This window comes from Colwellia hornerae, assembly GCF_007954355.1.
In the GTDB taxonomy this organism is placed as follows: Bacteria; Pseudomonadota; Gammaproteobacteria; order Enterobacterales; family Alteromonadaceae; genus Colwellia_A; species Colwellia_A hornerae.
Map to the genome: position 1 here is coordinate 228,620 of NZ_VOLR01000002.1, position 17,503 is coordinate 246,122.

9 protein-coding genes and 1 pseudogene are annotated in these 17,503 nt (G+C 37.3%); 8 read left to right on the plus strand and 2 right to left on the minus strand.

The window, feature by feature from the left end; genetic code table 11:
- Positions 1-162 precede the first annotated feature (162 nt).
- The gene (locus ESZ26_RS02095; protein ID WP_146797141.1) at positions 163-768 is read right to left on the minus strand and encodes a cold shock and DUF1294 domain-containing protein; all 606 of its coding nucleotides are present in this window, start codon (positions 766-768) and stop codon (positions 163-165) included.
- Positions 769-934: 166 nt separating this feature from the next.
- Complete coding sequence (locus ESZ26_RS02100; RefSeq protein ID WP_146797137.1) at positions 935-3,850, minus strand: UvrD-helicase domain-containing protein; 2,916 nt, start codon at positions 3,848-3,850, stop codon at positions 935-937.
- Positions 3,851-5,231: 1,381 nt separating this feature from the next.
- Between ESZ26_RS02100 and ESZ26_RS02105 the strand changes: the two genes are divergently transcribed.
- The 8 genes and pseudogenes from ESZ26_RS02105 to sbcB all read left to right on the plus strand — a co-directional run bounded on the left by ESZ26_RS02105 (position 5,232) and on the right by sbcB (position 17,220).
- A complete protein-coding gene (locus ESZ26_RS02105; RefSeq protein ID WP_146797134.1) occupies positions 5,232-5,792 on the plus strand; it encodes an RNA polymerase sigma factor in 561 nt (186 codons plus the stop codon).
- 25 nt (positions 5,793-5,817) lie between these two features.
- Positions 5,818-6,879: a FecR family protein gene (locus ESZ26_RS02110; protein WP_146797131.1), complete on the plus strand. Its 1,062-nt coding sequence runs from the start codon at positions 5,818-5,820 to the stop codon at positions 6,877-6,879.
- A gap of 468 nt (positions 6,880-7,347) precedes the next feature.
- A complete protein-coding gene (locus ESZ26_RS02115) occupies positions 7,348-9,891 on the plus strand; it encodes a TonB-dependent receptor plug domain-containing protein (RefSeq protein WP_223271549.1) in 2,544 nt (847 codons plus the stop codon).
- A gap of 223 nt (positions 9,892-10,114) precedes the next feature.
- Positions 10,115-10,300 (plus strand): annotated as a pseudogene (locus ESZ26_RS02120) (hypothetical protein); the annotation flags it as partial.
- A 92-nt stretch (positions 10,301-10,392) separates the two neighbouring features.
- Positions 10,393-11,367, plus strand: coding sequence for a transposase (locus ESZ26_RS02125; protein WP_146797122.1), 975 nt, complete (start codon positions 10,393-10,395; stop codon positions 11,365-11,367).
- Between the two features lie 805 nt (positions 11,368-12,172).
- Positions 12,173-12,964 (plus strand): formate dehydrogenase accessory sulfurtransferase FdhD, encoded by a 792-nt coding sequence (fdhD, locus tag ESZ26_RS02130; RefSeq protein WP_146797119.1) that lies wholly within the window; start codon positions 12,173-12,175, stop codon positions 12,962-12,964.
- A gap of 11 nt (positions 12,965-12,975) precedes the next feature.
- A complete protein-coding gene (locus ESZ26_RS02135; protein WP_146797116.1) occupies positions 12,976-15,267 on the plus strand; it encodes an FdhF/YdeP family oxidoreductase in 2,292 nt (763 codons plus the stop codon).
- 498 nt (positions 15,268-15,765) lie between these two features.
- Positions 15,766-17,220: an exodeoxyribonuclease I gene (gene sbcB / locus ESZ26_RS02140; RefSeq protein ID WP_395880536.1), complete on the plus strand. Its 1,455-nt coding sequence runs from the start codon at positions 15,766-15,768 to the stop codon at positions 17,218-17,220.
- Positions 17,221-17,503 lie beyond the last annotated feature (283 nt).

A 17,503-nucleotide genomic window follows, 5' to 3' on the forward strand; every position in this document is an offset into this window, starting at 1 on the left:
CTTGTTGTCTTTTAATTAGTTGTCATCTTATAAGAATACTGCATTAGATCATCAAATGAAAAAATATGCATAATACAACTTTTTTATAATGCTATATTTATAGTTAGTTGTCTCTAATTATCTGTACTGTAAGGTAATTAGGTGTATTTGGCTAACTATAACTCAGCTAAGTAATTCTAAATATTTCGCACCTGAAGATGAATACAGCCAAATTAAAGCAGCTATGTTAATAATAACGGTAACCCAGAAAACATGTTGGAATGCTTTTTTTGATGATTTATGTCGTAGCAGTTGTTGCGCTATTGCCGCACCTGCCCAGCCACCTAAGAGTGAAAAAAGATGCAAGGTACTTTCTTGAGTGCGCCATGCTCCCCGTTTTGCTGCTGATTTATCAAAAGCGTATGCGAAAAAAGTGATAATATTAAGACCTAAATAGCCCAATAATAAACTTTTAGGGAATAGCCCCGAAAAATATACAGCTATTATCGTGATTAGAAATATAATGGCTAAATAAACAGAGAATTTATTGGTATTTTCAGCTGACTTTTTCTTTAATTTTTCACCCGAAAAAGTAGCGTCGCTTGCACAACAACGTCCGGCTTTATCTTTGGTCACTGAAAAGGTAATGATATCGTTAATTTGTGGGGTACGACTGCTATTTGATAAGGCTGTTTTATGAATAAAAATATTGTCTCCACCTCCGTTTGGGGTAATAAAGCCAAAGGCTTTATCTGTATTCCATTTAACAACCTTTCCTTTTAAACGCATTTACTCATCCTTGAATTAACAACTAATTATAGTAGTACTTAAACTTTAACTTATTGCTTTTACTTATGAAACCTTATTATTTAATTAGTTAATCGTAAAAAAACCATTGACTAATTTATAGTCAAATATCTTCAAGCTATAGGTAAACATAACGATTTTACTTTATTTAACTGACCCATTCTGGCCATTTTATTTTAGCGTTATCGAGACCATTTTTACAGCTCATGGGTTCATTACCTTTATAGTTTCTACACCCCCAAAAGTCACCATTTTTACTTGAGCGCAACACCATTTCAGCATGACACTTTTCACAGGTTGGAATGACACTTTTACATGCGTCATTTAAACAAAGCTTAAAACCTGGATAACGTTTTCGCGTCATTGGACTTTGGCAGCTAGCACAGGATTTCTCTTTATGCTCACAGCGAGGAAAGTGTGAACATGAGTAAAAATCGCCAAAGCGCCCAGTTCGTTTCTTTAAGGTGCCAGTTTCACAAACTAAACAGTTGATCTCATCTATAAATGATTGGCTGGCTGTGTGGCCAAATTCATTAAGTTCAATGTTATGGCTGTCCGCAAGCTCTTTAACAAAACAGCTTGAATCGCTCATATCGGCAATAACATAAACTCTATCTTTAGCCCTCGTTAAAGCAACATAAAATAGTCGTCGTTCCTCTGCATAGGCAAAGGCTTCTTTTTTAGCGAGTAAGGCGTCGAGCAATGCTGGCGTTACTTTTTCTGAAGGGAAACCATGAGCACCCTTTTTGAGTCCAAGAATAATAACATAATCGGCTTCCTTTCCTTTAGAACCATGAAAGGATTGAGCTTCAATGGTTAATAGCGGGTATTGATTATTTAATCGATTGAGATCTATTTTATCCGGCAATTGAAACCAAAAACGCGCTAATAAATAAACACTCACCGGCTTACACGCTTTAGTTGAAATAGCCGCTAAAACATCATCAATTGCCCCATTGGCCATTTCATCAATAATACCTTTTTTTGAAGAGTTGAATGCGCCATTCTCTCGTTTAAGTAATGAAACTGCAGGTGCTTCAACCTGTTTCAACGATTTTATTGTTTTATTAATTTGTGCAGGATTTTGGCTAATAAAGTCTGTTGCCACCTTGCCTATTTGGTTATTAAATCGAAAGGTTTGGTCTAAGGCTGATTGAGTGGTAACACCAAAATATTGAGCAAACCCTGTGGTTAAGCTAATGTCAGCGCCACTAAAGCGATAAATTGCCTGCCAATCATCACCAACAGCAAAAACTGAACAGGCTTTATTATTATCACGTAAGGCTTTAACTAACCGTGCTCTTGGCTCTGATATATCTTGAAATTCATCAACCATGATGTAGCGCCATGGCGAATTAAATTTACCCGCTTGCACATACGCTAATGCTTTATTAATCATATCTTCAAAATCAATTTCAGCACGAGATATTAACTGTTCTTCGTAAGCGATTAAAATAGGTTTGAGCAAGGTTAACGCTTTTGTGGTCTGCTTTGGATCAGAAGAATTGATGATGACATTATTTTCTAACGAATGGTCTAAACATGCGGCTTTATAAAGTCCTACTAGCTGGCAAAACATTTGGGCAAGTGTTGTTATCCGTCCACTTTCTTTTAAATTTTCGAGTATTGCTTCATCAGGGAGTAATTCAAATTTAACTTGATGAGTATTAAAAAATGATTCTAAGGTGCTAATTAACTGCCCTTTTTTATGCTGAGCATAGGTAAATTCAAGACAATGAGTGTTAAATTTCTTATGGGTGTCTCGTTTCCACTGAATAGATGAGTGATATTCATTTTTATTGATATAAGACGCTGTATTCCCGTTCTTATCTACCCCGTAATATTCAATATAAACATTAAGCTCAGGTAGAAAAAAGTCGGGCTGGTATTGTCTGCGCTCTTTTGTTTTTACCTCATGAACGTAACTAGCTTCATACTGATATTCTATACCGTGGTTAAATAACCAATTGGCAATATAGAGCTCACCAAAACTTTTAACCTTATCTCCTTTTAAACTACGTATATCATTATCGTTTAAATATTGGTAATACTCACCTAGGCTTTCAAAATCAGAATCATTGCGTTCAACGTAATAGTATCTACTGAAATACTCTATGATAAGTTGACGGTATTGGACCTGCTCATTAATCAAGGTTTCAAAACACGTTTGGATCCACTTAGCTTTTGCTTTTTCATCTTCGGCGAATACCGATAAGCTAGGCTTTGTGCCCTCAACTTGAGCAATAATATTAAGACCTAAACGATGAAAGGTCGTTGCACTAATTTTATCAGTCGATAATTTTTCTTTTATTCTTATATCCATTTCATCAGCCGCTTTTCGGCCATAAGCTAATAATAAAATGTCACTATGCTGCGCTTGTTGGCTGTTAAGTAAATAACCGGCACGGCCAACCATCACACTGGTTTTACCTGTTCCTGCGCCAGCTAACAACAAGTTATTATCATTGTCGATAATACAGGCGCGCCGTTGCCGTACTGTTAAAGGATTAGACTCGACACCATCAAAAAAAGCTTGATGGGCTTGAAGCTGTTGCTTGATATAACGTTCACGACAATCGTTTATTGCCTGCTCTTGCCAGCGATGGTAATTCGACAGCAGCTGTAGCTTTTTAGCAACCGTAGGCAGTGTTTTGCTGGTGTTGATCCAAGGAGACCAACGTTTAAGTTCTTTATTAACTAATGACTGAATAACATCAATATGTGACTGACGTAAATAGCGAGTGCTGATAGTTTTTTTGATGGTCGTTAATAACGACTCAACGGGCTTAATGTTGACTAACGCCCAGAGTTTTTCACACTGACTCTTCTGTTCGCGTTTAGCATTGAAGGCAAGCATACTATAAGCATAACTTTTATCTGCCGTTTCCAATGTCATTATATGCCCGAAAAAGCTGATATGAAACATTGGTGGTGTTATGAGTTCATGCCATTTAATTTGACTTAAAGTGTTTTCAACATCAATAGATAAGCCGATCTCAGTAATATTAATTTTGGTTGCTTTACCAATAAAGCGACCAAAAACACTTGAAGATATACATTTCATTTACAGCACAAACCTAGATATAGAAAAATGACACTTACCCTAAGCCGCAATTCTACCACTAGTCTAAAGGTAATTCTGCGTTCAGCAGACCAAATTTCATATACGATCAACAAATACTCGCGTTTAAGTTTTATAAAATAATAATCTACAGCTGATCTGTTTGTTATTTACTCACCGCCATTAAGCATATAATTTTTTTGGCTCCTAGGAGCTACCCAGTTCAGATAAAACAATTAACAAGACACTCATCTTAAACTGAAGTAACTTGAAGCTCATTTTCATGATTAAAGCCAAAAAAAAACGGGCTTACTTCAATCACCTCGCTGCAATAAAAAATCAAAGATAATTAACAAGACACTCATCCTAAACTGAAGTAACTTCTAACTCATTTTCATGATTAAAGCCAAAAAACAACGGGCTTACTTCAATCACCTCGCTGCAATAAAAAATCAATACCACTGTGTTTATAAATAGGGATAATATTCATGGATTATAAGGTTAAATATCAGTTCTATAATTCCCGCATAATAGCCTAATGGAATGAAATCAACTCAATGCCTTCTTGTTGTTCTCTAATGTTACGTCTTTCTATAGCTTCCAAAGTCTCTAAAGCTTTAGCTGCGCAGACGGTTTGAATTACTTCATTTATGGTGTTCTCATATTTACTGGCTTATATCAAATAAACTGACAAATCGTATGTAATGATTTCATATACAAGTCAAATTGATAAAACTATTATAATGAGAAGACAAAGACTAAATGGCACAGTTTAATTGAAACTCGTGAATTGAAGTCAATTGTTGCTACATATATTAGCAGGGACATTTATGGAACAGCTGGTCTGGTCTAATTGATTCGACCATGTCAGGATATTCAATCCAGCTTAAGTTGGGCGATCGGGGAAAATAGCAAGGAAACCTTTAGGTAAACAAAAGTCAGCAACACAGATGCCATTATTTAAACGCTCTGCTAATAAATATTCAAAATATTTTATTTTTAGTATTTAAAACGTCTGAAACATGTTGTTTAGCAGAAAATAATGAGACTCAATATCAAAATTTGCTGATATCTCTTTAATCGATTTTTTGCAAAAGGGTAAACAGATTATTAAATTGTTTATAAGTCATTTCACTAACTAGGAGTAATCTATCAATTATTGATTTTGATTTAACTTACCGATAGATTTTTTAATAGCGACTTTCAAGAAGACATACTCATTTATATAATGTTGTATGACCTGGGCAACTCAGACTTGCTCAACAAGCGTTACAAGTTTGTCATCACCTAATCGACAAACTAAATTTTATTTAATGTCATTGTAATTGTTTGCTTCCCCCCCTACACTCACTTTCACAATAAAATAATAATAACAAGAACAACAATGGCTCAGAATAGTAAATTCACTACACTGTTTGTTAATTACACGGCTAATATTAGGCGCTATATCAATAAAATCGCCAGTCCTGATGACATTGATGATATTATACAAGAAACCTTTATCCGTACTTATGAAGCCGATCTCAAAGAAGAAATAAAATACGCTCGTAGTTTTATTCTTAAAACAGCTAAAAATCTTGCGCTAAATCACGTAAACAAGTGGGATAATAAATACAGTGATTCATTAGATGATTCTGCTGACGCTTTGATTAGATTAACTTCGCTAAAATTTGAAGAACAATTTGAGAGTAAGGAACGTTTCTTATTATTTTGCCGAGCCACAGAGCAATTATCTAACGTAGTCCGCAAAACATTTATATTAAAAAAAGTGTACGGCTTCAGCCAAAAGGAAATAGCTAACTATTTACACCTTAGTGAAAGTACGGTTGAGAAACATGTCGCTAAGGGCTTATTAAAGTGCGCTGAATATATGGAAAGGATTGAGAAAAATAGTACACCAAAAGTTTCAACCTTAAAAAATAACGCACGTTCAATCACAAAATAAAGTATAAATTAAAAAAGAATATTGTATGACAACAGTTAAACCATTCACCAGCAAAGCAGATATCAAAGCACAAGCAAGTCTTTGGGTAAGTAAAATAGATCGGGGTCTTTCCAACAAAGATAAACTCGACTTTCAACTATGGGTCAATCAAAGTGATTTTCATCGTAAAACCTTATTTTCTTTAGCTGCACTTTGGGATGATTTAAGTGTACTCAATGAGTTAAGTGCGCTATTTCCTTTAGATAAACAGATTCAAAAAAAGCATAATATTATTGCTAAATATGCTGTTGCAGCCGGCATTGCCTTTATTCTGTTATTTGCGGGTAACTTCTTTGTGAACATCACACCTTTTATTGATGACAATAACGAAAAAAGATTTGTTGAAGTAAGAACGTTGCAAACAGAAATTGGACAGCAAACGCGGTTTTCACTGTCTGATGGCTCAAGAATTAAACTTAATACCAATAGTTTAGTTGAAGTCAGTTATTCAAAAAACAATCGCTTATTAACCTTGATTAAAGGCGAAGCAAACTTTGATGTTGCCAAAGATAAAAGTAGGCCCTTTACTGTAACAGTTGGCGAGAAATCATTTACCGCTCTAGGCACAATATTTAATGTAAAAAGAAAATCTAATAAAAATATGGAGCTTGTTGTCACTGAAGGTCGAGTATTAATGACAAAATCAAACCAACCATTAAATAAAATAGCAAATATGTTATCTACTTTACCTAAAGAAAAATTACCGGGTTTATTGATAACATCTGGTGAAATTGCCACCATCGAAAATAATATTCAAACATCAAATAAAAAAACGTCATTTGAGCAAATTCAACGAGAACTTGCTTGGCAACAAGGTATGTTAGTTTTTAATGGCAAACCACTCGATGAAGCATTAGCAGAAATCAGTCGTTATACCACCACAACCTTTGAAATTAAGGATGTTGAACTTAATAACATAAAAGTGGCCGGTTACTTCAAGGCGAATGATATTGATGGACTTCTTAAATCGTTAAGTAGTAATTTTAATATTCAATTTGAAAAAGTAAATGAAAACTCAATTCATTTGAGCTTAAATACTTCGAAATAATTTTAAATACTCCCTATCTTTTAACTCAATATATTTTTTATAAAATATTATAGAGGAATTTTCCTTCTGAACTGTTTATTAACACTGCAAGGTTGGCAAAAGTTATTTTGTCGTTTTCAACTTTCTGTATTTCAGCCGTTAACAAGCGCTACATTTTTTATATGTACCTGTCTTATATTCACGTCTGGAGCATTTGCCGAAAACTTGATCAACTTTACAGTGAAGGAACAGCGTGCTGATAAAGCGCTCATTTCATTTGCATTACAGGCAAATAAAACGATTTTATTTTCCTATGACTTAACAAAAGAACATTATGCAAATGAGTTAAAGGGTAAATATTCGGTTAAAGACGGTTTACAACAACTTTTACAAAACACCAACTTAACCGCTGTTATAGATAACGCTGGTCAACTGAGCATAAAACTACATAAACACCTCAGGAGTAATATAACAATGAATAAAAGCACAATGCTCAAAGCAGCTTTAGTTCCACTAATGCTAAGCGCAGCAAGTCAAACAGCACTTGCCCAAGAGCCTGCTCAAGTCAGTGAGCAAGAAGTAGAAAAAATTTCAGTTATAGGTAGCCGTGTTGCTGGTCGTTCTGCAGAAGATTTACCTGTTCCCGTAGACATTTTGTCTGCTGAAGCTTTGCTTAACACCGGACAAACAGAAGTCGGTAGAATGTTACAAGCCATAGCCCCATCATTTAACTTTTCAAGCTCATCGATTAGTGATGGAACTGATGCATTGCGCCCTGCTACCTTACGTGGCTTAGGTCCTGATCAAACATTAGTGTTAATCAATGGCAAACGCCGTCATCAAGCGAGTTTAATTCACATTAACACCTCAGTTGGACGTGGTACTGCTGGCACAGATATGAATGCTATTCCTGCCGCATCTATTAAGCGTATTGAAGTCTTGCGTGACGGCGCCGCTGCGCAATATGGTTCAGATGCCATTGCCGGTGTTATTAATATTATTCTTAAAGATCAAAGTGAAGGTGGAAGTGTTGGTGTTTCGTATGGCGAGAACTCAGCTGGCGATGGTGCAACGACTAATATCGATATTTCTAAGGGTTTTGCACTTGGCGATAATGGCTTCCTTAATACCACGTTAAATATACGTGATAGAGGCTACTCTGACCGAGCCGGCTTACATGGTTCATGTCAATTTTCAGGTTGTACCCAGCTTGATAATGGCGATTACTTATTAGGCGATCCGCGTGAAGCTACCGCGACTCGTGAAACATTTCGTATTGGCGACGCAGACTCTGAGCAAATAGGGCTAACGATCAATACTGGCTACGATTTAGCTGATGGTCATTTGTATGGTTTTGTTACTTATTCAAGCCGTGATAACGAATCTGCCGCTTTTTTTCGCCATAATGCGAACGGCGGAGGTAACGCACAGCTTCAAGATGGTGATGCAACGATTCCTGCTGGATTTTTACCTAAAATCAATACTGGAATAAAAGATATTTCATACAACTTTGGGTATAAAACTGAGTTTAGTAATGATTCATCATTAGATTTATCATATACCTATGGTGAAAATAATATTGATTACACGACTCGAGATACCATCAATTCATCTTACGCTAATTCACTCATCTACACCTCAGCGCTATCCGCTAATGAGATTCGTAGCTCAATTCCTCGCGAAGCTTTTGCTTACGGCTTAGAACTCACCTTACAAACTATTAATATGGATTACACTCAAAATTTTGATTGGTTTTCTTTAGCTATGGGTACCGAGTTTCGCACAGATGAATTTAGAGTAAAAGCAGGTGATGAATACTCATACCGAGATTATGATACTGATGAACTAGGTAATAGCTTATATGCGACAGACCGCAGTGCAGGAACACAAGGATTTGGTGGTACAGCCCCACTACAATCTGTTGATGAATCTCGTGATGTAATTTCTTTTTACATTGACACTGAAGCAGAAGTCACTGATAACCTAATTATTAGCACAGCGGTTCGCTATGATGATTACGACGGCTTTGGTGATAGCACTAATTTCAAACTTGCTGCGAATTGGTCAATTACAGATGATATATCATTGCGTGGCGCCACAAGTACTGGCTTTAGAGCTCCATCAATGCAACAACTTTATACTGATAATATTAGTACTCAATTCCAAACAGACCCTAACGGTGGTGACCAAATTGCAGTACAAATTGGTACTTTCCGAAATGACAGTATTCTAGCGCAAGCTATTGGGATCCCTGAGCTAAAAGAAGAAGTATCAACCAACTTTAGTATTGGCTCTGTAGTAAGAGTTACCGATGATATTAATTTAACGGTTGATTTTTATTCTATTGAAATTGAAGACCGTATTGTGTTAAGTAATTCATTAGGTAACGGTTTATCACCAGCGCTTGATGCGGCATTAGCTTCTTCTGGAGCAGGTGCTGGGCAATTCTTTTTAAATGGTGCTGATACTAAAACAACAGGTGTTGATATTATAGCAACATGGAATACAGAAGTGATGTCTGGCACATTAGACTTAACATTTGCTGCAAATTTTTCGGAAACAGAAGTTACCGATACTTATACTCCAGCAGGAAGTGCATTAGGTGGAATTTCACCTGAGGATGTTTTTTCAGAGCAGGCGATTTCTATTATTGAAGAATGGCAACCTCAAGACCGCATAAGTTTAAGTGGCTTATATAAGATTGGCGATTTCACCGTTAACTTAGCCTTTAATCGTTACGGTGAATACACGGTTCTTGATGGTGAAAGACAAACGTATGGCGCTGAAGTATTAACAGATTTACGCGTCAATTATCAATTTAACGATGAGCTTTCATTTAACATCGGTGGAAATAATATCTTTGATGTGTACCCTGATAAAAATGAAATAGGTAATTCTCGCTCTGGTACTATTGTTGACGCCAATGGCAATGTTATTGTCAGTAGTCCTGGTGTGTTTACTTATTCACGCCGTTCAGCACCTTTTGGTTTTAACGGTGCCTATTTCTACGCCGGCGCTGAATACCGTTTCTAGTTGTATACTTAAACCATATACATATACTGGTTTCAAATGATTTAGTTATAAGTAAGTTATTACAATCAAAAAAGCAAAGTGTTTACACTTTGCTTTTTTTTATTTCTTTGAAACATAAGCGAAAAAAATTTAAAACAAATTAACAAGACACTCATCCTAAATTGAACAATTTTTACCTTTGTACTACGCTAAAGTAACCAAGCTATTTTATCTTAGGTGAGTTATGGCCACGCCAAGGAAGCAACAAATCAGTTTAGTCGACACACCTTATTACCATTGTGTGGCGCGTTGTGTTCGACGCGCTTTCTTATGTGGTGAAGATACCTTTTCAGGTCAAAGTTTTGAGCACCGGCAAGCTTGGGTGGAAGACAAACTGCACTTTCTCACGCAAGTCTTTGCGATTGAGGTGTGAACAAATTAACAAGATACTCATTCTAAATTGAACAATTTTTACCTTTGTACTACGCTAAAGTAACCAAGCTATTTTATCTTAGGTGAGTTATGGCCACGCCAAGGAAGCAACAAATCAGTTTAGTTGACACACCTTATTACCATTGTGTGGCGCGTTGTGTTCGACGCGCTTTCTTATGTGGTGAAGATACCTTTTCAGGTCAAAGTTTTGAGCACCGGCGAGGTTGGGTAGAAGACAAACTGCACTTTCTCACGCAAGTTTTTGCGATAGAGGTGTGTGCCTATGCGGTAATGAGTAATCACTATCATGTGGTGTTATTTATTGATGAAGAAAAAGCGAAGCAGTGGACAATGACTGAGGTACTCGTGCGTTGGCATCGCATACACAAAGGCACGTTATTGACCAAACAATACTGTAACGGTGAGCGCTTAGCTACCCCCTTACTTGATGAGGTGAATGCAACCGCCGAGGTCTATCGAAAACGCCTGATGAAAATCAGTTGGTTTATGGGCTATATCAATGAAAGTATTGCAAGAGCGGCTAACCAAGAAGATAACTGCACCGGTAGATTTTGGGAAGGACGCTTTAAATCCCAAGCGTTATTGGATGAAGCAGCGCTAGCGTCTTGTATGGCCTATGTTGATTTAAACCCTATTCGAGCCAATATCGCAAAGACACCTGAGCGCTCAGCCCACACAAGCATAAAACGTCGTTGTGAACAGGCAAAAATTGGCCAACAGCCTAAGACCCTGTTGCCCTTTGTTGGTAACCCCAGGAAAAACATGCCAAAGGGGCTGCCTTTTGAACTCGTCGACTATCTTCAATTAATTGCGTTAACTGGCCGCTGTATCAGTGGAGATAAACGGGGTTTCATCGAACAAAAACAACCAGAGATACTCAAGCGATTAAATATTTCAGCTGAAAACTGGTTAATCATTACCACCGAATTTAGAACACAATTTCATGGTGCTATCGGCCACGAAGATGTGCTTAGTGATTACTGCGAGCATCAGCAATTAAAGCGACGACATAACTTAAGCCATTGCAATAAACTCTTTGCCTGAAAACATTAAAAGCAGGTGTGAATAATAAATCCATGACTTTGGGTGAATATCCTTGCCAAAAAATTGTTATTTTAGGATAAAATGATTGCATTTTCCTCTAACACACGGATAGATTATCAAAAGTCGATCTTATAGATGAAGGATCAATAAATGTTTAAATATCTGTGTCAGATTTTTAGATTTTTAACATGAGTGTCTTATTAATTTTGTTGGTGTTAACTCTAACCTTTTAGAACGTTGGATTTATGAATTTGAAGAAGATGATGATGGACGTGCTTTTTATCAGAAGCGGTGAACTGACTTATTAATTCTCTTATCGGTCTGTACTCCATAAGTGTTGAAATATCTGGGTCATTTTTTTTGATTTTTAACATGAGTGTCTTATTCATTTTTTAGTGAACTGACTTATTAATTCTCTTATCGGTCTGTACTCCATAAGTGTTGAAATATCTGGGTCATTTTTTTTGATTTTTAACATGAGTGTCTTATTCATTTTTTATTAATACTTCTGATGATTATTAGTAACTCCCTGCTAGATTTAACCTCTTTTTTACAAAATAGTAAAAGTCATTTCATTAGTTCTGAAGAAATTGAAAAAAAACAAAGAATATACTGTTGAATATGGTATTGAAATTGATGATGATGTCCAAAGAGAAATAAATACTATAGATTTAAGTGTAATGGTTGAAAACACTGTTCGTTCGAAAAACATGTTGGAGGTAATTAAAAGCTCACTGGTCCTATGGTAAAATAGCGTGGCTTTGTCGATAGTATGACAAAAAGCCATTCTTTTAGATAAAACACTTTGGAGAATTTTATTATAGAGCATCTTAGCTGTTCTAAAGAAATTGCTGAACTTCCTGATAAAGCGTTGCATCAAGCGCAGCTTACTGAGGCAGCTATTGCCATTAGTATTAATGGTATTAGCCAAGCGGTAATGATGGCATCACCTGAGCATTTGAAAGACTTTGCACTTGGTTTTAGTTTAAGCGAAGGCTTAATTCATTCGCTTGACGAAGTTTTAGATATCATTGTTCATTCGCATGTCTCTGGATGGCAAGTTGATATTCTGGTTTTAGCACGAGTTCAACATCGATTAAAACAACGACGTAGAACGATGGCTGGGCCAAGTGGCTGTGGCCTTTGTGGCCTTGACTCTATTGAAGCTGCTATGTTATTAACCCTGCCTCATCAAAAAGAGGTAAAATCGTTTCAATTACCCTCTGAGCAAATTATTATGCAAGCAAGGGATGCCTTGCCTAGTATTTTAAAAAAATCGGCTAGTATTAGAGGAAATCATTGCGCTGCCTTTTTTGATTTATCAGCTAAAATCATCGCTTTTCGAGAAGATGTGGGCCGCCATTCAGCGTTAGATAAATTGCTAGGTTGTTTGTCGCAGAAAAAACTGCTGACTCATGATGGTTTTGCTTTAATAACAAGCCGCTGCAGTCATGATTTAATTGCCAAGGCAGCTCGCTTATCTCTGACAACGTTAGTCACGCTAGCACAGCCGACTGACTTAGCTGTTAATTCAGCTCGTCAATCAAAAATAGCCCTATTTTGCTTCCAACATGGGCAACTAAAACGTTACGCCTAAAAAGGATTTATATGTCTAAGTCATCAAAAAACAATCCTGCCTATTCTTCACCTGCTGGTGGTTGGGGAGCACTAAGAAGCTCAGCAAAACACTTAATTCAAAGTGAAAATGCCGCGAAAAGCGTTAAAGCCTTACTCAGAGCAAATCAGCCGGGTGGCTTTGACTGTCCAGGTTGCGCATGGGGTGATTCTGCCACTGCTGGAAAAGTAGATTTTTGTGAAAATGGCGTTAAAGCCATTGCATGGGAAGCTACGAGTAAACGTGTTGATAGCAATTTTTTCAAACAGTATTCAATAACAGAATTACAGCAATGGGATGATCATTCACTGGAGAAAAGTGGCCGTTTAACCGAGCCAATGTATTACGATGGTGAAAATGATCACTACCAGCCAATTAGTTGGCAAGAGGCTTTTAAAATCATTGGCACTAGCCTTCAGCAACTTTCTTCCCCCAATGAAGCATTATTGTATACCTCTGGTCGAGCAAGTAATGAAGTAGCCTATTTATATCAGTTATTTGGCCGAGTGTTAGGCACAAATAACTTTCCTGACTGCTCTAATATGTGTCATGAAGCCTCTGGCATAGGCATGACAAATAGTCTTGGTACCGGTAAAGGTACGGTGACTATGGACGATTTTTCTAAAGCTGACGCCATTTTTGTCTTCGGCCAAAATCCAGGTACTAATCACCCTCGTATGTTGGGAACCTTGCGTGAGGCAAGTAAACGCGGAGCTAAAATTGTCTCTGTTAACAATTTGAAAGAACGTGGCTTACAAAAGTTTTCAGACCCGCAAAGCCCAAAAGAAATGATTTTCTTAACGGGGACTACCATCAGTCAATATTATTTCACGCCTCGCTTAGGTGGAGACATGGCGTTGTTACGTGGCGTCGCTAAATGTTTATTTGAAAAATTTGAGCATGATAAATCAGTGCTCGATACCGACTTTATCAATGAACATTGCCATGGTTTTGAAGCATATCGACAACGTGTTGCGGCAAGTGATTGGGATAAAATCCTTGACCAATGTAGTTTAACTCGAGAAAATATTGAACAGATAGCAACAATATATACCAGCAGTAATAAGGTTATTTTCACTTGGGCGATGGGTATTACCCAACACCGCCACTCTGTCGCTACGGTACGAGAGCTATTGAACGTACTCATGCTCAGAGGTAATATTGGCAAAGCAGGGGCTGGCGCATGTCCAGTACGCGGTCATTCAAATGTGCAAGGTAATCGCACTATGGGGATCAATGAAAATCCGTCTATGGACTTTCTTGATGCACTAGAACATCGTTACTCTTTTAGTGTTCCTCGTGATAATGGTTTTAATACCGTTGAGTCTATTCATGCCATGCTTGAGGGTAAAGCTAAGGTATTTATTGCCTTGGGCGGTAATTTTTCAGCGGCAACACCCGATACTACGCGTACTCACAAGGCCTTAAAAAATTGTGACTTAACCGTACAAATCAGTACTAAATTAAATCGAAGCCATGTGATAACAGGTAAACGTGCGCTAATTCTCCCGTGTTTAGGCCGTACAGAAATAGATCGTCAATCTAGCGGTGAACAATGTATTACGGTCGAAGACTCGATGAGTATGGTACACAGTTCAACGGGTCAAAATGAACCAGCAGCTAACACGCTTCGTTCAGAAACAGCTATTGTTGCTGCAATAGCCATGGCATCAGTAGGCGATAAAATAGTCGATTGGAATACCTTGGCTGGTGATTATGACTTAATTCGTCAAGAAATAAGTGCTGTTATACCCGGTTTTGATGACTATAACTTCCGAATAAAAGCAGGTAGAGGCTTCCACTTACAAAATTCAGCAGCACAACGTCATTGGCGTACTCCAATACAAAAAGCCATTTTTAGTGATGCTAGATTACCAGAGCAATTAGTACATGAACGTGCACAGTTAATGACTAAAAAGCCGGTACTAACGCTGCAAACACTGCGTTCACACGATCAATACAACACCACTATTTATGGAATGGATGATCGTTACCGTGGTGTGTATGGTGAACGTAACATTATCTTTATGAATGCAAAAGATATAAATAAACAGGCATTAAAAAATGGAGATCGTGTAAAAATAACAACCGTATCAAACGATGGCATAGCACGTTCGCTCTCTAATTTTAAAATTGTTGAATATCTTATCCCTCCAGGTTGTGTGGCTGCCTATTATCCAGAAACAAATCCCTTAGTGCCATTAGAAAGTATCGCTGACGAATGCGGTACCCCAACATATAAATCGATACCAATATCTATTGAAAAAATGGATAACCAGCAATAGGTCATAGCTAGACAAACCGGTAACCTATCAAGGTCGACAAAATATGCTTCTTGATTGATAACCGATATAGTTAACTTTACATCGGTGAATTAAAACTACGAGGCGCGACTGGAGTGGTCGAGCAACAAACCTTTAAGTTCATATACTTTACTTCGTACATCACTCAATGACATGCTAGGGTAATATCATAATGTTAACCGAATAGGTTTATTATTAAATTTATATCTATATTGCTAAACAACTTTACCTTTTTAGATTCACTAAGCCTTATAAAGTCTCGACCGGTAACCTCAGGAGGTTATCTTATTGTTTGTCCAGTAGCTTCTTTAATTCTTTTTCTGTAAGCTTCATATTTTCTGCAGACACATAAAAAATTTATGTACACAGCTGTGTAATAAAAATTTAAAACATCATTTAATGACAAGAATAAAAACAATGACAAACAACAGTGGATTGATTAAAGGCCAGTAAATACGGATGACTAAACAATATTCTCCAATAAAGAACGATACTAGCAACCAAGCTACGATCCTTTGGCACGATTATGAAACTTTCGGTATATCGCCGAAGTTTGATAAACCGTCTCAGTTCGCCGGTATACGCACCGATCATGATTTAAACATTATTGGCAAGCCAGAAATGTTTTATTGTCGGCCGCCACAAGATTATCTGCCACAGCCAGAGGCTTGTTTAGTTACCGGTATAACTCCGCAAAAAGCTCAGCAAGAAGGTTTGTCTGAGGTTGAGTTTGCTGAACGTATTCATACGTTATTTACCCAACCTGATACTTGCGTTGCTGGCTATAACAGTATTCGTTTTGATGATGAATTTACTCGTTATCTGCTTTATCGTAATTTTTACGACCCGTATGCACGAGAATGGCAAAATGGTAATTCTCGTTGGGATATTATTGATATGGTACGTGCTTGTTATGCCCTTCGCCCAGAAGGCATAAACTGGCCAACTGTTGATCGAGATGGTGAACAAGTGGTTAGTTTTCGTCTTGAGTTATTAACGAAAGCCAATGATATTGCGCACGAAGCAGCACATGATGCGATGAGTGATGTTTATGCCACTATTGCGATGGCAAAGTTGATCAAGGAAAAACAGCCTAAGCTTTATGATTTTATCTTTAACCTGAGAAATAAAAAGCAGGTTGCACAATTAATTGACGTTTATAATATGACGCCGATTGTGCATACCTCGAGTAAAATTTCATCGGAGCATGGCTGCACTAGCTGGTTCGCCCCTTTTGCTTATCATCCGGTTAATAAAAATGCCATTATCGCTGTAGACTTAGCGTTAGATCCACAGCCATTATTTGATTTAAGTAGCGATGAAATTAAAGCGCGCTTGTATACTCGACACGATGAATTAGCCGATGACGAATTACCCATCCCCTTAAAACTTATTCATCTCAACAAGTGCCCTATTGTTGCGCCAGCAAAGACATTATTGCCTGAAAATGCCGAACGTTTGAAGATCCCTCGCGAGCTTTGTTTAGCCAATTTGGCTAAGTTAAAGCAGCATTTAGAAGTAAGAGATAAATTAGCGGAAGTTTTTGCCGCCGAAGACTATAGCGATCAAGCAAAGCCAGACGCTGAGCATTCATTGTATGGAGGCAATTTCTTTTCGCATGGCGATAAAGCACAAATGGATATTCTACGTGAGCTTTCACCTGAACAATTAGCGACCCACCCGTTTATTTTTCAAGATGAACGATTAATGCCTTTATTGTTTTTATATCGAGCCAGAAATTACCCGTTAACCTTAAGCAGTGCTGAACAACAAAAATGGCAGCAACGTTGCCAAGACAAAATTCAATTTGGTGGTAAGGGCTTATTAAGTGCTGATGAATTTATGATCACGTTAGAGAACTTAGCGCATGAACATGAGAGCGATGCAGGAAAAATGAAGGTGCTTAAAGCGCTTTATCAATACTTACAGTCTTAAGGTTACCCTGTTATTTAGGTTGTATCAGATAATAACTTAACCTAACTATGCATATAGTAGCTCAGGAAAATACTTATAAAGACAGTCATCCTGAATTTTTCTACACGGATGTTTAGGTTTAATCTGGAACAAAAATCTGTATTTGAGGATCTCGTTGCTAAGATACTGAAACAAGTTCCAATGACGAGGAAATTATTAATTTTTGTGCGCCACTTAATTAACGACTTGGGCAGGTACTCAATAAAAATGGAGCCTAATCGCTCCATTTTTATTGATAGCATCA